Source organism: Maribellus luteus (assembly GCF_003576475.1).
In the GTDB taxonomy this organism is placed as follows: domain Bacteria; phylum Bacteroidota; class Bacteroidia; order Bacteroidales; family Prolixibacteraceae; genus Draconibacterium; species Draconibacterium luteum.
Window position 1 is genome coordinate 290329 of the sequence record NZ_QWGR01000001.1, and the last position, 20288, is coordinate 310616.

At 43.7% G+C, this 20288-nt stretch carries 13 protein-coding genes; 8 read left to right on the forward strand and 5 right to left on the reverse strand.

Features of this window, described 5'->3' with window-relative positions; all coding sequences use genetic code 11:
* Positions 1–184 precede the first annotated feature (184 nt).
* The gene (gene purL / locus D1614_RS01055; protein ID WP_119436025.1) at positions 185–3874 is read left to right on the forward strand and encodes a phosphoribosylformylglycinamidine synthase; all 3690 of its coding nucleotides are present in this window, start codon (positions 185–187) and stop codon (positions 3872–3874) included.
* Positions 3875–4070: 196 nt separating this feature from the next.
* On the opposite strand, the gene D1614_RS01060 is transcribed toward purL, so the two are convergent.
* The 4 genes from D1614_RS01060 to D1614_RS01075 form a co-directional block, all read right to left on the reverse strand.
* Complete coding sequence (locus tag D1614_RS01060) at positions 4071–5756, reverse strand: BACON domain-containing protein (RefSeq protein WP_119436026.1); 1686 nt, start codon at positions 5754–5756, stop codon at positions 4071–4073.
* Between the two features lie 11 nt (positions 5757–5767).
* A complete protein-coding gene (locus D1614_RS01065) occupies positions 5768–6517 on the reverse strand; it encodes an outer membrane beta-barrel protein (RefSeq protein ID WP_119436027.1) in 750 nt (249 codons plus the stop codon).
* 69 nt (positions 6518–6586) lie between these two features.
* Positions 6587–7141, reverse strand: coding sequence for a DJ-1 family glyoxalase III (locus D1614_RS01070; RefSeq protein ID WP_119436028.1), 555 nt, complete (start codon positions 7139–7141; stop codon positions 6587–6589).
* A gap of 354 nt (positions 7142–7495) precedes the next feature.
* A complete protein-coding gene (locus D1614_RS01075) occupies positions 7496–8005 on the reverse strand; it encodes an RNA polymerase sigma factor (protein ID WP_119436029.1) in 510 nt (169 codons plus the stop codon).
* A 239-nt stretch (positions 8006–8244) separates the two neighbouring features.
* Between D1614_RS01075 and D1614_RS01080 the strand changes: the two genes are divergently transcribed.
* Together D1614_RS01080 and D1614_RS01085 are read left to right on the forward strand one after the other, a co-directional pair.
* Complete coding sequence (locus tag D1614_RS01080; RefSeq protein WP_162304370.1) at positions 8245–10299, forward strand: TonB-dependent receptor plug domain-containing protein; 2055 nt, start codon at positions 8245–8247, stop codon at positions 10297–10299.
* A 134-nt stretch (positions 10300–10433) separates the two neighbouring features.
* Complete coding sequence (locus D1614_RS01085) at positions 10434–10853, forward strand: DUF5606 family protein (RefSeq protein ID WP_119436031.1); 420 nt, start codon at positions 10434–10436, stop codon at positions 10851–10853.
* Positions 10854–10864: 11 nt separating this feature from the next.
* Here D1614_RS01085 and D1614_RS01090 read toward each other — a convergent pair whose 3' ends face one another.
* Positions 10865–11404 (reverse strand): 3'-5' exonuclease, encoded by a 540-nt coding sequence (locus tag D1614_RS01090; protein ID WP_119436032.1) that lies wholly within the window; start codon positions 11402–11404, stop codon positions 10865–10867.
* 160 nt (positions 11405–11564) lie between these two features.
* On the opposite strand from D1614_RS01090, the gene D1614_RS27820 reads away from it, so the two are divergent.
* From D1614_RS27820 to D1614_RS01115, 5 genes are all read left to right on the forward strand, one after another.
* Positions 11565–12863 (forward strand): OmpA family protein, encoded by a 1299-nt coding sequence (locus D1614_RS27820; protein ID WP_119436033.1) that lies wholly within the window; start codon positions 11565–11567, stop codon positions 12861–12863.
* Positions 12864–12982: 119 nt separating this feature from the next.
* The gene (gene argS / locus D1614_RS01100) at positions 12983–14773 is read left to right on the forward strand and encodes an arginine--tRNA ligase (protein WP_119436034.1); all 1791 of its coding nucleotides are present in this window, start codon (positions 12983–12985) and stop codon (positions 14771–14773) included.
* 247 nt (positions 14774–15020) lie between these two features.
* Positions 15021–15572, forward strand: a complete 552-nt coding sequence (locus tag D1614_RS01105; protein ID WP_119436035.1) for an RNA polymerase sigma-70 factor — start codon at positions 15021–15023, stop codon at positions 15570–15572.
* A gap of 159 nt (positions 15573–15731) precedes the next feature.
* On the forward strand, positions 15732–16823 hold the full coding sequence (locus D1614_RS01110) for a FecR family protein (protein ID WP_119436036.1): 1092 nt from the start codon (positions 15732–15734) through the stop codon (positions 16821–16823).
* Positions 16824–16938: 115 nt separating this feature from the next.
* Positions 16939–20286, forward strand: coding sequence for a SusC/RagA family TonB-linked outer membrane protein (locus tag D1614_RS01115; RefSeq protein ID WP_119436037.1), 3348 nt, complete (start codon positions 16939–16941; stop codon positions 20284–20286).
* Positions 20287–20288 lie beyond the last annotated feature (2 nt).

Sequence of the window (20288 nt, forward strand, 5' to 3'; positions counted from 1 at the left end):
TTATGCTTTGTTGAAAACTCCAAGCTTATGATGAAACGAGTCCCGAGCACTCGGGACGAGTTACATGAGTTACCAAAAAATAAACAATTATAAACGAATGAAAACTTATCATTTCCACCCATTTTTATTTTTTATCTTTGTGGCGTGTTTTACAACATATTCGTCATAAAACTTGCCGTAAAAAATGATTCAATTCTTTAAAAATCAAAGCAACAGTATTATTGCAGTTTATTCTGCAAAACCTCTCGGAGAAGAGAACATCGAAAAACTGATCTGGCTTTTTTCGGGAGCCGAATACCTGAAAAGCCACACATTGGAGGGTTGGTTTGTGGGGCCTCGCAAAGAGATGCTGACACCCTGGAGTACCAACGCCGTGGAAATCACCCAGAATATGGGAATCGAAGGAATTCGCCGGATGGAGGAGTTTTTTGAAGTTGAAAGCGAAGCAGCCAAATACGACCCGATGCTTCAGTCGATTTACCAAGGGCTTACTCAGCAGGTATTTGCAATCGACAAAGAGCCGGACCCAATTTTGAATATTGAAGACATTGCAGCATACAACGAACAGGAAGGCCTTGCGCTGAGTGATGATGAAATTGAATACCTGAACGGAGTTTCGAAAGAGATGGGACGTCCGTTAACCGATGGTGAGGTGTACGGTTTTGCGCAGGTGAACTCAGAACACTGCCGTCATAAAATCTTTAACGGCACGTTTATCATCGACGGGAAAGAGATGGAGTCTTCCTTGTTTCAGATGATCAAAAAAACGTCGAAAGAGAATCCCAATAAAATCGTTTCGGCTTACAAAGACAACTGCTCTTTTGTACAGGGGCCGGTGGTGGAGCAGTTTGCCCCAAAAACGCAGGATAGACCCGACTTTTTTGAAGTTAAGGATATTGAAACCGTACTGTCGTTAAAAGCAGAAACGCATAATTTCCCCACAACCGTAGAACCGTTTAACGGGGCTTCTACCGGTACCGGGGGTGAAATTCGCGACCGTATTGCCGGCGGAAAAGGAAGTTTACCAATTGCCGGAACCGCGGTTTACATGACTTCTTACCCCAGAACGGAAGCACAACGCTCGTGGGAGCAGGCTACAGACGAACGTGAATGGTTGTACCAAACACCGGAGCAGATTCTGATCAAAGCGTCGAACGGAGCCAGCGATTTCGGTAACAAATTCGGACAGCCGATTATTACCGGCTCGGTACTTACTTTCGAACACTTTGAAAGTTATACCAAATATGGTTACGACAAGGTGATCATGTTGGCAGGTGGTATTGGCTTTGGAAATAAAAAACACAGCTTAAAAGACGAGCCAACAGTCGGCGATAAAGTCATTCTTTTAGGAGGTGACAACTACCGCATCGGGATGGGCGGTGGCGCTGTTTCGTCGGTAGCAACCGGCGAGTTTAACAACTCTATTGAGTTGAACGCGGTGCAGCGGGCGAATCCCGAAATGCAGAAACGCGTGTACAACGCCATCCGTGCATTAAGCGAATCGGATGAAAACCCGATCATTTCGATTCATGACCACGGCGCAGGCGGTCATCTGAACTGTTTGTCTGAGTTAGTAGAATCGACAGGTGGTAAAATTGATACTTCAAAATTGCCGGTGGGCGATCCAACACTGTCACAAAAAGAAATTATCGGAAACGAGTCGCAGGAAAGAATGGGACTGGTGATGAAACAGGAACATGTGGACCTGCTTCACCGGATTGCCGACCGCGAACGGGCGCCGATGTACGAAATCGGGGAAGCAACGGGCGACATGCAGTTTACGTTTGAAAACTCGGTTACGGGCGAAAAATCGATCGACTGGCAATTGGGCTACATGTTTGGAAATCCACCCAAAACGGTTTTAGAAGATGAAACCATCGAACCCGATTTTGAAGAACTGGAATACAACTGGGAAGAAATATACGATTTGGTTGAGCAAACCATTCAACTGGAATCGGTGGCCTGTAAAGACTGGCTCACCAACAAAGTGGACCGCTCGGTAACCGGACGAATTGCCAAGCAGCAAACGGCTGGAGCCCTTCAGTTGCCGTTGAACAACGTGGGGGTGATTACGCTCGATTACCAGGGGAAAGCCGGTCTGGCTACTTCTATCGGTCATGCGCCGGTAGCAGCTTTGGTAGATGCCGAAAGAGGATCGGTGCTGGCAATTGCTGAATCGCTGACCAACATCATCTGGGCACCCATGACCGATCACATCAAAAGTGTATCGTTGAGTGCCAACTGGATGTGGCCGGCAAAAAATCCGGGGGAAAATGCCCGGATCTACAAGGCAGTGGAAGCTGCCAGTGATTTTGCCTGTGCATTGGGAATCAACATCCCAACCGGAAAAGACTCCATGTCGATGACGCAGAAATACAAGGACGACGTGGTTCTGTCTCCCGGAACGGTGATTATCTCTGCTTCGGGCGAGGTGTCGGATGTGAAAAAAGTGGTGGAGCCTGTATTGGTGAACGACGAAAACAAGGAAATTCTTTTCATCGATTTATCGTTCATGGAAAGAGCCTTGGGCGGAAGTGCCTTTGCCCAGTCGATCAATAAGATAGGGAAGACTGCGCCAACCGTGGCTGATCCCGAAAAATTTGTAGTTGCTTTTAATACGGTTCAGAAACTGATTGAACAGGATTTGATTCTGGCCGGACACGATATCGCTTCGGGTGGTTTAATTACCACATTGCTGGAAATGTGTTTCAGCAATACAAAAGGCGGAATGAAGGTAGATGTGACTGCCTTTGGTGAAGAAGATTTGGCAAAGATATTACTGGCCGAGAACCCGGGGCTGGTTATTCAGTGTGCCGACAACGATGAGGTGAAAAAACAACTGACCGAAGCAGGCGTTGCATTTATGTCGCTTGGTTTCCCGGTACCTTACCGCAAAGTGAGGGTGGTGAACCGGACGGTTGAGGCTGATTTCGACATCAACTCGTTGCGTGATATGTGGTTTAAAACTTCGTACCTGCTCGACCGCAAACAATGTGGTGAAGAAAAAGCACTGGAACGTTTTAAAAATTACAAGAACAACGCGCTGAGTTTTGATTTCAAGGATTTCACCGGAAAAGCTGCTGACCTGGGAATCGATCTGAAACGCAGAACTCCATCTGGAATTAAGGCTGCAATCATTCGCGAAAAAGGGGTGAACGGCGATCGCGAAATGGCTTATGCTATGTACCTGGCCGGTATGGATGTAAAAGACGTTCATATGACCGATTTGATTTCGGGACGCGAGACACTGGAAGACGTGAATATGATCGTTTTTGTGGGTGGTTTCTCGAATTCCGACGTACTGGGATCGGCCAAAGGATGGGCCGGTGCTTTCAAATTTAATGAGAAAGCCCGTGTTGCACTGGAGAAATTCTACCGCAGGGAAGATACGCTGAGTTTGGGGGTTTGTAACGGTTGCCAGGTAATGATTGAGCTTGGGGTGGTTTATCCGGAGCACAGCATTCAGCCCAAAATGTTGCACAACGAGTCGCATAAGTTTGAATCAACGTTCCTGAATGTGGACGTTCTTGAGAACGACTCGGTGATGTTGGGTAACATGGGTGGCATGAAACTGGGAATTTGGGTGGCACACGGAGAAGGTAAATTCTACCTGCCATTCAACGAGAACCAGTACCAGATTCCGATGAAATACAGCCACGAAGAGTATCCCGGAAACCCAAATGGTTCGCATTTCAGTGCTGCTTCGCTTTGCTCGGAGGATGGCCGCCACCTGGTAATGATGCCTCACCTGGAAAGGGCTTTCAAACCCTGGCACTGGCCGCATTATCCTGCCGACCGGAAAGCAGATGAAGTTGCTCCCTGGATCCAGGCTTTTGTGAATGCCAAAAACTGGATTGCCGAAAAAACGAAATAGATTTTTTACAGAATAGAAAAGCCGCTCTTCATGATTGAAGAGCGGCTTTTTCATTTGTTTCTTTTCTCTCGGAAAGAACGCACACGTGATTCCAAAAATTTCGTAACAACGTTTTTCCAATTTCATGCCTACGTTTTTTTATTTCGTAAGCATGAAATTTTAAAACTTACTTTTACCTTTTATTTCGATCCTGATATTATTTGGTTATATCCACTTTTGTGACTGACCAGATTCCGGTTTCGTCACTGATATAATCTGCAAATTTCTGTATAAGCCACACATTCGTTTTATCTTCCGATGGAAAAATGGCTACAGGCCGCCCGGTCCATGTGGATGTAAATGAATCGGGGCGTACAAACATCATATCGTAAGACTTTAATTGAACAAGCGTATTGCTGTTATATACTTTTAAAATCAGAAAAGCATCTGACCCGTGGAACCCGGTAACGGCAAAAATTCGTTCCGACGAACGCTGGCTCGAAATACAGTCAACGGTTTGGTAATTGCTAAAACTGAGTTGTCCGATTACAGGCGGCTCAGTTACGTAAAAGCTATTTTCACTCGTAAATTCGGGCATGTTATAAATATTCTTCCAACCGGTAAACAAGCGTTCTCCATCGTCAGATGGCCAGTAACCATAGGTGCTCATGTGGTACAGGTTTATTGAGTCGGTCTGGCCGGGTTCGGAAATGTCGAACAAAAATAACCCATCGGGCGAATAGCCGGGGCGGGACGACAATAAGAGCGGTTTTCCGGGCACTTTCTTTAATGTTTTCAGTCCGCTTTTGCCTTCTTTGGCACGCACAATTTCTTCGGAATTTAGGTTTATACTGTGCAAATAATTCCAATAATCGCGTTTGCCAATAAAATAAAGCCATTGGTTAGTGCTTAGCTCAATGCTTATTGGAATGGTTCCCAAATTATAGGTTTTTAAAGGAGTACGGCTAAGGGCGTCATAGGTTGTGAGGTTTGAATTTGAATAACCAACAGCAATCAACGATTCGTCTTCGGATAAAGCCAGGCACTGAGGAACTCCGTTTAATTCAACAATTTGGGGATTATTTATATCCTCTTTAAAAAAAAGGAGTTGATTAGGCGATTTGGTTAATACAATAACCTCGTCGCGGGTTTTGCTAAAGCGGGTATCAACGAGTACTCCCTGACGGTAACTGCCGTAATGGGCGCTTGCCGAAATCTGCAAATACACCTGAATATTAAAAACCGGGGTATTTTCGGCGTTGCTTTGAATTACTACGGTGCCCTTGTACTCCCCAGGGGCAAGCCCGTTAACGTCAGCTGAAAGCATAATCTCTTCCGATGTGAATTCATCAAGCAGCCCTGATGTTTTGTTGGCTTTTATCCAGGAAGGAGCGCTGCTGATTTGCCATGCTAAAAATCCGTAACCATTATTGTTTCTAATTTCGAAGGATTTATTATAAGTGTTATCAAACGAAATATTGTTGCGTGATACCTGTATTAACGGATGTCCCAAATGAGCCAATGCAACGGTGTAGCCAATCATTTCTCCATTACCGATATCGAAAACCAGGGGGAAAGTATAAAAACCGAACCCTAAAGTTATATCAGAATCTTTAACCCCGAATTCAACAACTGAGCTTCCGTTGGCACTTTTTGATCCTTCCTTGGGGTGAACTTCAAGCCAAAGCGGATATTGGACCAGTTTCCAGTTGAGAGCCTTATCGGTATTAAATTCCATATCCAGACTAAAGGGGGGTGTTGTGTTGGTAACAAAAAGGGTGTCGGGTATTTCTGTGTAATTCAGGTTCTGGGTTTCATCGAGGAAACTATTATCACACGACTGGAAACTGAACGAAAAAAGCAGTCCGATAATGACTAAAATGCTGATGTGTTTTGTTTTCATAGGTAGTTGATTTAGAAGTAAAACCGTAAGCCAACTCCGGCATCAAGCCTCGAAAGGCCTTCGCGTTGTTTGTCTTCAAGCTTGATTTCGGTAGTAGAAGTTCCGTCGTCAACTTTTATTTTCGAAATGGTTGAAAGAAAGCAGTTGAGGTTGGCTCCCACAGCGATACGAGGAGTAATAAAATAATCAAGGCCAGCTTCTGCGTTAATGCCCGGAGCCTTGCCTGTGATAAGTACCGGGGAGTAAAACGTTTCATTTTCCTGCCGGAAATACGTAATCCCAAACGATGCTTGTGCGTAGAAATTCCATACTTCGGGTTTAACCCATATCTCTTCGTACAACGAAAGTCCGATGTAATTGGTAAATATTTTATCTTTAAGTTCTCCGTAATAAAGCGTTACCCCATCCTGTGGATCAATAATGCCGTTCATGGAACCTGAGCCGTAATGGAATTGATAATCGATACCAATACCATAATTCTCCTTAAAAAGATAATGAACCTGTGCCGAAGCTTTGGGTCCCCACTTTATTCCTTTAAAGTAGCTGTCAACCTGCGACTTGTCAAATCCCTGCTGTGTAAAAAGTTGCTTTGAATCTTTGGAGCTGGCAACGCGGTATCCCATTCCTCCGGTTAAGGCAATTCTCCAACGCTTGTCGTTGTTTTCATTTAGTTTTATTTCGGGGTCCTGGGCCGATACGTGGTTTAGAAATGTTGTGGCTAAGAAAAAAAATAGCAACAACAGGTGAGTTTTGGATGGCATAAATAATCGTTTTATTTTGGGGTGAAGATACCGGAACTGTTGTAATTTTTACATAATTCGGATTACTTTTTACATATGTTCTACAACCATTTTTCTGCCCAGTTCACCGGCAGCTTTTTGACCTTTAATATTTTCTACAATTTTCAGTGCAAATTTAATGGCTACACCAGCTCCTTTCCCGGTAATAATATTTCCGGCTTGTTCCACGTCGTTTCCGGTGATAACCGCTCCGTGCAATTCTTCTTCGAAACCCGGATAGCAGGTGGCCTTTTTGTTGTTTAGCAGGCCCAGATTTCCGAAAACCATCGGAGCGGCACAAATGGCTCCCAATGGTTTTCCATTGTCATTAAAATTCAGGATCTGTTCGCGTAAGCCGCTGTGAGCTTTCAGGTTGGCCGATCCCGGCATTCCCCCCGGAAGAACAAGCATCTCGATTTCAGAATAGTCAACATCCTCAAATAATTTATCGGCAGTAACTTGTATCTGGTGTGCCCCGGTTACCACCAGGTCGCCGGTCACAGACACAACAGTTACTTTCAGGTTGGCCCTGCGTAACACATCAATAATGCTGATGGCTTCTATTTCTTCAAATCCTTCGGCTAAATGAACGGCTATATTTTTCATGTCGGTGTATTATTGTTGATTTTATTGACCTCTCTGCTCATTCTCTCACATTCCTCATGCAGTACATCTCTTTTAAGAAGAGAGAAAATAAGGAATATTTAATGATTTCAAAAATAAAAAATTCATGTTTCCCGGGAATCACCAACAGAAATGAAAAATAGGATATATACTCCTATCTGGGATTTTTTACATCAACGCACAATATCCAATGTTGAATTCTCAATATTCAATTTCTCGGATTTTGTTGGATATTTTACATTCAAAATTGAGAATTGGATATTTTTAGATTGGATTTCAAAAACAAAAAAAGGCCTTCAGAAATTGAAGACCTAATTACCTAATCATTTATTATCATTAATTATCAGAGTATTCGTGTAGCGCCTTCTCCAGCTTTTTACGGGTGAAGAAAATGCGGCTTTTTACGGTTCCCAAGGGCAGGCTTAGTTCTTCTGCAATTTCCTTGTATTTGTAGCCATCCAAAAACATGGTAAAAGGCACTTTGTATTCGTCTTCCAAAGCGTTGATGCTTTTGGTAATCTCTTTTGAACTGTAAAAAGAATCCGGTGCCGGATAAACTTTATCTTTTGTAAACATCAGGTGAAAGTCGTTGTTTGAACCTTCAAAGGTGTTCTTTGTTTTAACCTTTCTACGATAGTCGTTAATGAAGGTGTTTTTCATTATTGTATAGATCCATGCCTTGAAATTGGTATTCTGCGTAAACTTTTCACGATAGGTTAGCGCTTTCAGGAAAGTTTCTTGCAGCAGATCATCTGCTCTCTCTGAGTCAGAGGTCAGACTAAGGGCATAGTAGTGTAATTTGTCGCTTAATCCAAGCAGGGCGTTGGTGAATTGAATTTGAGTCATGGCGCGTTATTTTTAATTTGTCTAAACAAATTTAAGCTTTTGTTCCCCTGAAAAGCAAATAAATCATGACAAAAATCAGTCGATTAAATCTATCCCATATAAAGATTTTTTATCTTCTTATTGTGTTGATTTTTACATATGTTAGGAATGCAGTGCTTTACGCGTCGAATAGGGTATTGGCGGTTTCTGTACGGCTGTTTCAATCTCAATTTATATCTTTGCTGCTTCATAGATTTTGTATGATGAGAACAAGTAAGTTTAACCATGATGCGCAATCTGTTTTGTTTTTCCGAAGGTGGGGAAGAAAGAGTTATTCTCTTTTCCTTGCACTGAAGAAAGTTGTGGCGATTTCGGTTTTGGCAGTTGTTTATTTTCTGTCGACACCTGTTATTACGCTGGCAACTACCCAGGATACTTCGGAAGTTAAAATGGAATACGACCTTGATGAGATCGAGGTGAGTGCGCAAAGAACACCTGCACTTTATTCGCAGGTAGCACGGATTGTATCCGTGATCGAGAGAAAAGAAATTGAGGCGGTACCGGCTCAGAGTGTTCAGGACCTGTTAGAGTACATCGCCGGAGTGGATGTGCGACAACGTGGAACTGAAGGTGTCCAGGCGGATGTTAGTATTCGCGGTGGTACATTCGACCAGATCTTAATCCTTCTAAACGGCATTAACATCACCGACCCTCAAACCGGCCATCACAATTTAAATCTTCCAGTCAGTTTAGCCCAAATCGAAAGAATCGAAGTGCTCGAAGGGCCCGCTGCGCGTGTTTACGGCCCCAATGCATTTTCGGGTGCCATTAACATTATTACCCGGAAAGGCGGTGGAAATTCAGGAACCGTGAATGTTTCGGGCGGAAGCTTTGGTTATTTTGATGGGAATGTCTCGGCCGGAGTGAAAACCGGTAGGCTGAATCACATGCTTGCCGTTGGGAAGAAGCGCTCGGATGGGTATACTAACAATACCGATTTTGATGAGCTAAACGGATTTTATTCGGCTTCCCTAAACACACAGGACGGTGATCTGAACGTTCAGGTGGGTATTTCTGAAAAAGGGTTTGGGGCAAACAGTTTTTACACGCCTAAATATCCGAACCAGTACGAAGCCACCAAAACGTTGTTTACTTCTGCGAAATGGACTTCTTCCGGTCCGCTTCATCTAAGTCCGGTGGTTTATTTCAGGAGGCATCAGGACCGCTTCGAGTTATTCCGGGATAATCCGGCCTCGTGGTACAGCGGACACAATCACCACCTGACGCATACCTATGGCGGAAATCTGAATTCGTGGTTTGCGTGGGGAGCCGGGAAAACAGCTTTGGGAATCGAATACCGGAGCGAGCACATTTTGAGTAATGTTCTCGGAAAAGAGATGGACCAACCTAAAGACGTTCCCGGAGAAGATGCCCAGTTTACCAAATCTGATTCGAGAAACACTTTGTCCGGTTTTCTGGAGCACTCCTTATATATTAACAAGTGGGCATTTACGGCCGGGATAATGGGGAACTATATTTCAGGAAGCGATCTTGGAATTAATTTCTTCCCCGGCGTTGATGTAAGCTATGATGTTTCGGAAGGAGTAAAATTATATTCAAGTTTTAATACCTCGCTGCGAATGCCAACTTTCACTGATCTTTATTACCAGGGACCCACCAATGTAGGAAACCCTGATTTAAAACCAGAGAAATCGGCTGCCATTGAGGGGGGAATCAAATTTAGCAAGCCGGTGGTGAAAGGACATGTGGTGGTGTTTTACCGGAAAGGAAAAAACATTATCGATTGGGTAAAAGCAACCGAAGAGGAAACCTGGACAACCCAAAATTTAACACGTTTGACCAGTCTGGGGGCAGAGGCACAAGTGCAGTTGATACTGCGTAACCGCTTTGGAGAATTTGTTCCCAATATCGATGTCAGCTATTTGTTTAATAATGTTGACAAGCAGGAAGACGATTTTATTTCGCGTTACGTGTTGGATAACCTGAAACATAAACTGGTATGCTCTTTCAATCAGAAGTTGGTGAAAAATCTAAGTATTGATTTGAAGCTGGTTTGCCAGGACCGGGAAGGCAGTTACACAAAGTTTGAAGAAATGGCCCCGGTTGGTGAAGTAAATTACGAGCCGTTTTGGCTAGTGGACGGGAAGCTGTCTTATCAGCTTCGAAACGTAAGGCTTTACACTTCGGTAAATAACCTTTTTAATACCACCTACAACGATATCGAAAATGTGGTACAGCCCGGAAGATGGTTTAAAGCCGGTCTTGTTTATGAACTCCAATTCAGCAAAAAATAACATACACATAATTTATTCGGGATAAATTAATTATAGAAGAAACCGGGTATTTTGAATTCTCTTGTTTTCAGGTACCCGGTTTCTGTTTTATTAAAAGAATGGCAAAAATTGTATATTCGCCAAAAATTTGAATCATGTTAAAAGGAATATTATCTGTTTCAGGTCATTCAGGATTGTTTAAGTTGGTGGCCGAAAGTAAAAACAATATAATTGTAGAATCACTGGATTCAGGTAAAAGGATGCCTGTTTATTCTACTGCTAAAGTTTCAACATTGGAAGACATTGCAATCTATACCAATGAGGGCGATGTTCCGTTGAAAGATATTTTCAAAACCATTTCTGACAAAGAGGATGGGGGAGCAGCTATTTCGGAAAAAGCATCGGGAAGTGAACTGAAGAAGTACTTCGAAACAATTTTACCCGATTACGACAAAGACCGTGTATATGTTTCTGACATCAAGAAAGTGATCTTGTGGTACAATACGCTTCAGGAAAAAGAATTACTTGATTTTACCGAAACTGAAGAGGAAGCCGAAAGCGAAAGTGCTGAATAAGTCGGGAGTTGTCAGAACAGTCGGTAGTTCTGGACCGTATTTTTATCCTCGCTTTGTTGGTGTTTATCCAGCAGAATTTCAAAAAGTTTGGCAGTAGCAAAGGCATCGCCGGCAGCGCGGTGTCTTCCTTCTATTGCTATATTAAGATCAGAACATAATTTCCCCAATGAATAAGAACGGTGACCCGGAAGCAGTTTCCGCGAAAGCTTTACCGTGCAAAGGGTTTTGCTTTTGTAGTCGTAGCCAAGCCGTGCAAACTCCTCGCGAATGAAGTTGTAGTCAAAACTAACATTGTGAGCGACAAATGTGCGCCCCGAAGTCATCTGGACGATCTTCTTGGCTACCTCGTAAAATTTTGGGGCATTCCGCACCATTTCGTTATCGATCCCGGTCAGGTCGGTAATGAAATAAGGAATGTCCATTTCCGGGTTGATCAGTGTCGAGAAAGAATCGGTAACACGTTGTCCGTTATGTTGAATAATAGCTATCTCGGTAATTTTCCCGTAACGGTAGCTATGCCCTGTGGTTTCTATGTCAATTATTGAAAACAAAATGTATAATATTTTGAATTTATATAATTTTAATGTTTAGTTTTGTTAAAAAATGTTTTGTAAAAATAAACCACAACCTAATGTCACTGTTTTGTAAGATTGAAATTAATTTTTAAATTGCCTCTAGAATTCAAAGAAAACAATAATAAACTGTTAGATTATGAAAAAATTTACTCTTTTCTTTCTTGCGTTGGTATTTGTAGCCGGGGCTGCAATGGCGCAGAATTCAGACAAAAAATGGGCGATAGGTCTTGGGCCTGGGATCGATTATAATCTGGAGACTGAGTCTGCTGGTTTCCTTGCTGACTTTTACTTAAGTCGCTACCTGAGTCCACGATTCGATTTGATGTTGGATACACGTGTATCTTTCGATGATCCGGGACTGGACGTAGTAAACCCGTTATTGAACCTTCGTCTTAAACTTTTCAACGAAGACAACAAAGTTCAGCCTTACCTTTTCGGAGGTGTTGGTTACATGTGGGACAACAACGATAATGGTGTAAACTTTGACGCTGGTGCAGGATTGAAATTCCCGATTAGCCCAAATACAGCATTGTTTGTTGCCGGTTCTTATGTTAAAGGAATTGACGGAGTCAGAAGTGTAAACGGTGTTGCAAGCGACGTAAACGATGACCATGTTATGGTAACAAGTATCGTTGAATTTGCTTTAGGTGCTGGCAAAGACTCTGACGGTGACGGTGTAAAAGATAGAAAAGACGAATGTCCGAATACACCTCCCGGAGTAGAAGTGGATGAAAAAGGATGTCCGCTGGATCGCGATGGCGACGGTGTGCCGGATTACAAAGATGATTGTCCGGACGAAGCTGGTCCTGCTTCATTGAACGGTTGTCCTGACCGCGATGGTGACGGTATTGCCGACAAAGATGACGAGTGCCCGGATGTAGCTGGTTTGGCTAAATTCAAAGGCTGTCCTGATACTGACGGTGACGGCGTTCCGGATCCAAAAGACAAATGTCCTGATACACCAAAAGGTTGTGCTGTTGATGCCGACGGTTGTCCGCTTGATTCAGACGGTGACGGAGTAATCGACTGTGAAGACAAATGTCCGCAAGAAGCTGGTCCTGCATCTAACAACGGATGTCCTGACTGGTCAGATATGACAATTGAAACTATTTATTTCGATTTCGACAAAGCTGAATTGAAGCCTGAATTCAAAGCCGAGCTGGACAAACTGGCTGAGCAACTGAATGCTTCTAAAGAATATGAAATCGTTGTAGGTGGTCACACTTGTAACATCGGTGGCGAAGGTTACAACATGAAACTTTCTGAAAAACGTGCACAGGCAGTTGTTAAATACTTGCTGATGAAAGGTGTTAACAATGCATACGTTGGATCACACAATTATGGTGAAAGCAAACCAGCTGTACCAAACGATTCAATGAAGCACAGAAAAGAAAACCGTCGTACTGAATTCGAAGTTGCGAAAATCAGAAAATAGTAGTTTTCAAAATACATCAAAAAAGCTCTGTCGTTTGGCAGGGCTTTTTTTATGCCCGGAAGCCACCCCTTCTTTGTGCTTAAAATGTTATATTTGCGCACTCAAAAATTTTCACCATCATGAGCATTGAAAAGATCATTCAGAATGCAACTGTTGAAGCGTTAAAAACGCTTTATAACGCAGACATTGACGTTAACCAGGTGCAGGTTCAGAATACCCGGAAAGAGTTTGAAGGAGACGTAACCATTGTCGTGTTCCCGTTTCTAAGGGCGTCAAAGAAATCGCCTGAATTAACGGCCAATGATCTTGGAAGCTATTTGAGTGAAAAGGTCGATATTGTTGATTCTTTCAATGTTATCAAGGGATTTCTGAACCTGGTGATCAACAATAGTTACTGGTTAGAGGTACTTCGCGGTATTTATCAGAACCAGGATTTTGGAACCAAAGCGGTTACCGAAGATTCTGAACTGGTAATGGTGGAGTATTCTTCGCCTAACACCAATAAACCACTTCACCTGGGACATATCCGGAACAACCTGTTGGGATTTTCGATTTCTGAAATTGCAAAAGCCAATGGGAAAAAGGTGGTGAAGACCAACATCGTAAACGACCGCGGAATTCATATTTGCAAGTCGATGTATGCCTGGAAAATGTGGGGCAACGGAAAAACTCCGGAAAACTCGGGAATGAAGGGCGATCATTTGGTGGGTGAATTTTATGTGGAATTCGACAAGCATTACAAGGCCGAAATAGCGGAGTTGATTGCCGGAGGGATGACCAAGGAGGAAGCCGAAAATCAGGCTCCGTCGATTATTGCTGCCCGCGAAATGCTGCGGAAATGGGAAGCCAAAGATGAAGAGACCGTGGAGCTTTGGAAAACCATGAATGGCTGGGTGTATGAAGGTTTTGACGTAACTTACAAAAACCTGGGGGTTGATTTTGACAAGATTTACTACGAGTCGGAAACTTACCTGGTAGGAAGAGACGAAGTTATACGGGGCCTGAAAGAGGGGATCTTTTCGCAGCGGGAAGACCAATCGGTTTGGGCCGACCTGACAGCAGATGGTTTGGACCAGAAATTATTGCTTCGAAGTGATGGTACTTCGGTATACATGACCCAGGATATTGGTACTGCGAAAATGCGTTTCAACGATTATTCGATCGACAAAATGGTTTACGTGGTTGGAAATGAGCAAAATTATCACTTCCAGGTGCTGGCGATTTTGTTGGATAAACTTGGTTTTGAATGGGGAAAAGACCTGTACCATTTTTCGTATGGGATGGTGGAACTGCCTTCGGGGAAAATGAAGTCACGTGAAGGAACGGTAGTGGATGCCGATGACCTGATGGACGGAATGACCGAAGTGGCCCGTAACATGTCGAAAGAGTTGGGAAAACTGGAATCGCTTTCAGGAGAAGAAGCCGAAAAAACGTTCCGGATGATTGCCTTGGCTGCATTAAAGTATTTTATTCTGAAAGTTGATCCGCGTAAAAATATGATGTTCAACCCTGAAGAGTCGATCGACTTTAATGGGAATACAGGTCCTTTTATTCAATATACCTATGCACGTATACAGTCGGTGCTTCGGAAAGCAACTGAAAAAGGATTGACGATGGATGCTGGTCTTCCCGTTGCCGAGCTATCGGTAAAAGAGAAAGACCTGTTAAAGCGCTTGTCGTTGTTCCCTTCGGTAGTGCAGGAAGCCGGCGACAATTACAGCCCGGCAGTGATCGCCAATTATTGTTACGAGTTGGTTAAAGAGTTCAACCAATTCTATCATGATCATTCAATCTTGGGTGAAAATGATCCAAGTACCATGAATTTCAGGTTGATCCTGGCATCATCGGTTGGACAGGTTGTTCGGAAAGGGATGAATCTGCTTGGAATTGAAATGCCGGAAAGGATGTAAAAAAGGGAGGCGAACCTCCCTAAATTTCTTTTTGTCTTTGTCGCTGAGATTGATTTAATGGATAACGGGGTTTGCGACGTCCTTCCTTACACTATAAAATACTGTAAACAGCGAAAAGGTAACCCCGGATTCATAAAGAAATCGGTATTGAAAGTTGCGTGGATTAAAGGATTTCGCACATTTGTTAGCCCATTTTTTCAAACATAACTTGTATCTTGTTGGTTACAAATCGAAAACAAAGACCTGAATGTGGTTTTTTAGCCTCTATAGTCCTCGAAATAAAAAAGGCATAAGTGCTACTGAATTCCACCAACTCTTTCGGGAAATATATCCCGACCTTTGTGTTTATGTCTCCCGGTATCTGAACGACGAGGAAACCGCAAAAGATATCGTGCAGGATGTGCTGATCACTTTTTGGGAAGAAAGCGAAAAGCTTAAAGACAAGAAACTCATCAGGCCTTATCTCTTCAAATCAGTTAAACACCGGGCCCTGAACCACCTTAAACGCGAAAGCCGGAAATTGCCGCTTGATGCCTTTTTTGATTCCTTTAATGAGACGCTGGCAAACAATGAAAATGAAAGTGTTGAGAGCTTTCTGGCACTCGAGAATCTGCAATCCGATCTTGAAAAAGCCATCAATGAGTTGCCCGAACAACGACAACGAATATTCAGGATGAGTCGTTTCGAAGAAATGAAACACAAAGAAATAGCAGCAGCCCTGGATATATCTCCCAAAACCGTTGAGACACAAATTTTCAGAGCCTTAAAGTTTATCCGCGACAAATTGGGCGGTGAGTAAAAAGGGCGCCTTTTGAATAGTTTGTTGCGTCCGTGATTGATATTTTTTGAACGGAGTTAGGGGCTTTGATGAAAAAAATTGCGTTTCAATCAAAAAAAAATCAAAATGCTGTAAGTGATTTTTGCCGCTCGTTTTCCTTACTCATATAATACCAATAAAATGAGTAAAAGAATCGAACAGTTGTTTTTGGCTTACCTGGAAGGAAGGATCTCATCTCAGGATGAAAAATTCTTGCTGGAATGGCTAAAAAATAATCCGGAAGCCGTTAAAGACTATAACGAATTCAGGAGAATCTGGAACATGTCGAAGATGCTGGCGCGGTTAACCAACGAAGACCTTGAAAAACGTTGGCAGGAGATCATTCGGGAGATTGAAAGCTCGCCTATACGTCGTATGTCTCCTGTGCAGCGATTCTTTTATTGGGCACCAAGAGTGGCAGCTGTTTTTCTTTTCGGAGCCGCTTTTTCATTTTTTGTTGCTTACCTGGTATTTAATAAACCCACCCAAAATCTTGCTTTCCAGGAGATAAATACACCAGCCGGCGCCAAGTCAAAAATTACCCTGCCCGACGGAACGGTGGTGTGGCTGAATGCCAGCAGTAATTTGAAATACTCAAGCGATTTCGGCAAAAAAGGAAGAGAAGTGGAATTGGAAGGGGAAGCTTTTTTTGATGTGGAAACCGATTCTTCCAAAATTTTTATGGTTCGCACATCGGAACTTAACATTAAGGCATACGGTACTTCGTTCAATGTAAAATCGTATCCGGAAGAAGGAACCATCGAAACCACTCTGCTGGAAGGAAAGGTGGGCGTAGTGCGTGATGGATTGAATGTGAAGGAAAACGAAGTGTTACTCGAACCGAATCAGCGCGTGGTGTATTTCCGTAAAAATAAGCCGGTGGAAGAAACGATAGACGCACAAATCGAAAAGCAGGCCACCGAGACCATTAAAACCCAAAAAACAAATAAGTTAACCTATCTGATCTCGAAGGGAATTGATACCCGGGAGTTTACATCGTGGAAAGACGGAACCTTGTTCATTACCAGCGAATCACTCAGTGAGTTGGCGATAAAACTGGAACGTAAGTACGATGTGAAAATTCATTTTGAAACCGAAGCACTTAAGAAACTCAAGTTTACCGGTTCGCTTGAAAATGAAACGGTAGAACAAGTGATCGAAGCCATTGGTATTGCAGCTCACATTGATTATGAGATTGAGGATCGCGACATCTGGCTAAAAGAAAAGAACTAAATAAGAGATACTAAAACGTGCTGGCAGGGGGTAGCAGGGAAGTTGTATTCTAACGGAATTCAGGGCAATTCTTTCTACCCGTGTGGTACGCTAACAACAAACCAATTTCTAACAAATGAATTTAAAACAGCTGATTTTAATCGCCTGTGTTCTGTTGTCGTTTACTTTAAGCGCACAGGAAAAGATTAGTTTGAAGGTTGAAAACATGAACCTGGAGAACGTCTTTAAAACCATCCATGAAAAAAGTGGTTACCGGTTTTTCTACAGTGATGACCTGGTTGACCTGGAGAAGATTATTTCTCTTGACGTGGCAGAAGCCGGGATTGAACAACTCATTGAAATCTTAAAAACAAAGACCAATCTGAGCTTTCGTATGATGGAAGATCAGTTGATTGTGGTTTCTCCCGTGGGGGAAAAACACGGAGTGATGATCAAGGGCCGGGTAACTTCTGCCAGGGAACCGCAGGGACTTCCTGGTGTAAACGTGGTAATTAAAGGTACTGCCAAAGGTGTGACTACCGGCATGGATGGTACTTACAGCATTGAAGTACCCGAAGAAGCAGTCGTTCTGTCGTTTTCGTTTATTGGGTTTCAGCCGCAGGAGATCGCCGCAAACGGGCAACGCGAACTAAACGTGGTTTTAGTCGAAGACATTCAGTCGATTGATGAAGTGGTTGTTACCGCTCTTAGTATTGAACGGGACAAGAACTCTCTGGGCTATTCAATTACACAAGTGGGAAGCGACGAAATTAACCGGGCCAAAGAAAACAATCCTGTCAACTCGCTTGCCGGAAAAGTTTCGGGTTTGCAAATTACCAAATCGCCCACAGGCGTCGATGGTTCTTCAAGGGTTGTCCTTCGTGGAGTAGCCTCCATGCTCGGAAATAACCGACCTTTGTTTGTGATCGATGGCATTCCGATGGATGCCGGGTTTGGTGGCGGAGGCCGCTGGGGAGGCAAAGACAGCGGGGACGCGCTGGCCGATCTGAACCCGGAAGACATTGAATCGATGAGTGTACTGAAGGGTGCCGGTGCTGCTGCGGCCTACGGATCGAGAGGAGCCAATGGAGTTATACTGATCACCACCAAAAAAGGGAAAAACAAACGAGGGATCGGGATATCGTTTTCTTCGGGATACACCGTGGAAAAGCCCATGGTTACCCCCGATTTCCAGAACGAATACACACAAGGTGCTTTTGGGTATTATCCTTCCTTGTCGGGAAATCCGCCGAAACCTCTGGCCGATTACCCCTGGATATGGAGTTATGGCGAAAAGATGGAAGGACAAACACTGGTTAACTGGCTGGGGCAGGAGGAACAAATGGTGCCACAAGCCAATCCTTACGATGCATTTTTCCGTACCGGCAGCTCGTTTACAAATACGGTAGCTTTCGACGGAGGCACTGACAGAACTACGTTTCGCGCCTCCATAACCCATCAGGACTCCAAAGGCATTATGCCCAACAACGATCTGTCGAAACAAACTTTCAACTTGCGCGGATTTTCAAAACTGGGCGAGAAAGTGGAGTTCGATTCCAAGCTTACTTACATTCATTCGTCGGTAGAGAACCGCCCGTATCTTGCTGAAGACGGTTCAAATGTGGTGCAGTCGCTGGCCATTATGCCAAGGAATATTACACTCGAATCATTAAAGCAAAACACAGCCGATGCCGAGGGAAACATGTTGAAGTGGAACACGGATAACACCTTCGCCAACCCGTATTGGATACTTCAAAACAAATTGAACGAAGACGAGAAAAACCGTTTTCAGGGTATGTTTTCGGTAAAATGGAATGCTACGGAGCATTTTCATCTGATGGTTCGCTCGGGCCTTGATTATACAAACAGTTCATCAAAAGATTATGAAAACCCGGGACGTCCGTCCATTGCTACCGGACAGGGAAGTATTAGCAAAGGAATGGGCAATAGCATGGAGTGGAACTCTGATTTTCTGGGAACTTACGATAAACGTTTCAACGATTTTTCGCTAAACCTGAGCCTGGGTGGAAACTACCGCTACAATAAATACAATTCTATTTCGCAATGGGGAAGTGTGATGCGTGTGCCGGAGATGTACAACATTTCGAATTACCGCAACTACGGCACCAGTGAATGGTTCTCGAAAAAGCAGGTTTATTCGCTTTATGCACTCGGCCAGTTTGCGTTTCAGAATTATTTGTACCTCGATGTTACAGCGCGTAACGATTGGTCATCCACTTTGCCATTAGAAAATAACTCCTATTTCTATCATTCTGAAAACCTGAGTTTTCTGTTCTCCGAAGCATTCAAACTGAATTGGGAGTGGCTGACAACCGGAAAACTGCGGGCTTCATTTGCCAAAGTGGGGAACGACACAGGAGCTTACGAGATTGCACAATATTACAGCCTTAGCCAGACCCAGACCGACTATCCGCTTGCAAGTATCGGGGGGCAGTTGCCGCATTTCGACCTAAAGCCTGAAGAAACCAGCTCGTGGGAAGTAGGTACCAATCTGGCCATGTTTAAAAATCGCCTGGCGGTAGATTTCACTTATTACTACAGCATTTCTGACAACCAGATAATGAACGTCGACTTAACACCGTCGTCCGGGTATTCAAGCCGGAAAATGAATGCAGGCAAATTACAGAACAGGGGCGTTGAAGTACAATTGAATGCAACACCCGTTGAAACTCCGGGAGGTTTTTCCTGGGATGTGATTTTAACCTGGTCGAAAAACCGGTCGGAGGTAATGGAATTGTATGGTGATATGGAATTTTTGCCGCTGGCCGAAGAATTTCACATGAGTATTCAGGCGCGCCCGGGAGAACCTTACGGAGTGATTTATACCACCGATTACAAACGCGATTCATTTGGGCACAAACTGATCGATAAAAATGGTTTTGCACAGGCTGGCGAATGGAAAGCCATGGGAAACATCAACCCCGACTGGATGGGCGGAATAAACAACCAGTTCAGCTATAAAAACCTTAGCTTGAGTTTTCTGGTGGATATTCAAAAGGGAGGTGATATTTACTCGTGGGGAAAAGCTTACATGGGACTTTTTGGCACCAGTGCCGAAACCCTGGAAGGAAGGGCCGAGTGGGCTGCCGGAACCGGCGGTTTTATTGAAGAGGGCCGGAGCGAATCAAACGGACAGCCCAATACCATCCCAATCGAACCAACACTGAGATGGTACAATATTTACAACAAACAAATCGGAACTGAGTGGATACAGGATGCCACGAATGTTCGTCTGCGTGAGCTGGTGCTAAGTTACAACATGCCTTCCCGCTTGCTGGCGAAACTGCCCATCGACGATGTGAATTTGTCGCTGGTAGGCCGGAACCTGTTCTTTTTGTACCGTGCGATGGATCATTTCGACCCCGAATCGGGCTACAACAGCGGAAATACCGGTAATGGCATCGAACACTTGTCGTTGCCTTCCACTTCGAGCTATGGTGTAAACCTTAAAATTAATTTTTAACA

Excerpts from the sequence above, each read along its gene's own strand:
- purL (WP_119436025.1), top strand. The coding sequence starts at position 185 with ATGATTCAATTCTTTAAAAATCAAAGCAACAGTATTATTGCAGTTTAT.
- D1614_RS01075 (WP_119436029.1), bottom strand. The coding sequence starts at position 8,005 with ATGACTCAAATTCAATTCACCAACGCCCTGCTTGGATTAAGCGACAAA.
- D1614_RS27820 (WP_119436033.1), top strand. The coding sequence starts at position 11,565 with ATGAAAAAATTTACTCTTTTCTTTCTTGCGTTGGTATTTGTAGCCGGG.
- D1614_RS01110 (WP_119436036.1), top strand. The coding sequence starts at position 15,732 with ATGAGTAAAAGAATCGAACAGTTGTTTTTGGCTTACCTGGAAGGAAGG.
- D1614_RS01085 (WP_119436031.1), top strand. The coding sequence starts at position 10,434 with ATGTTAAAAGGAATATTATCTGTTTCAGGTCATTCAGGATTGTTTAAG.
- D1614_RS01065 (WP_119436027.1), bottom strand. The coding sequence starts at position 6,517 with ATGCCATCCAAAACTCACCTGTTGTTGCTATTTTTTTTCTTAGCCACA.
- D1614_RS01060 (WP_119436026.1), bottom strand. The coding sequence starts at position 5,756 with ATGAAAACAAAACACATCAGCATTTTAGTCATTATCGGACTGCTTTTT.
- D1614_RS01080 (WP_162304370.1), top strand. The coding sequence starts at position 8,245 with ATGATGAGAACAAGTAAGTTTAACCATGATGCGCAATCTGTTTTGTTT.
- D1614_RS01115 (WP_119436037.1), top strand. The coding sequence starts at position 16,939 with ATGAATTTAAAACAGCTGATTTTAATCGCCTGTGTTCTGTTGTCGTTT.
- D1614_RS01105 (WP_119436035.1), top strand. The coding sequence starts at position 15,021 with ATGTGGTTTTTTAGCCTCTATAGTCCTCGAAATAAAAAAGGCATAAGT.
- argS (WP_119436034.1), top strand. The coding sequence starts at position 12,983 with ATGAGCATTGAAAAGATCATTCAGAATGCAACTGTTGAAGCGTTAAAA.
- D1614_RS01070 (WP_119436028.1), bottom strand. The coding sequence starts at position 7,141 with ATGAAAAATATAGCCGTTCATTTAGCCGAAGGATTTGAAGAAATAGAA.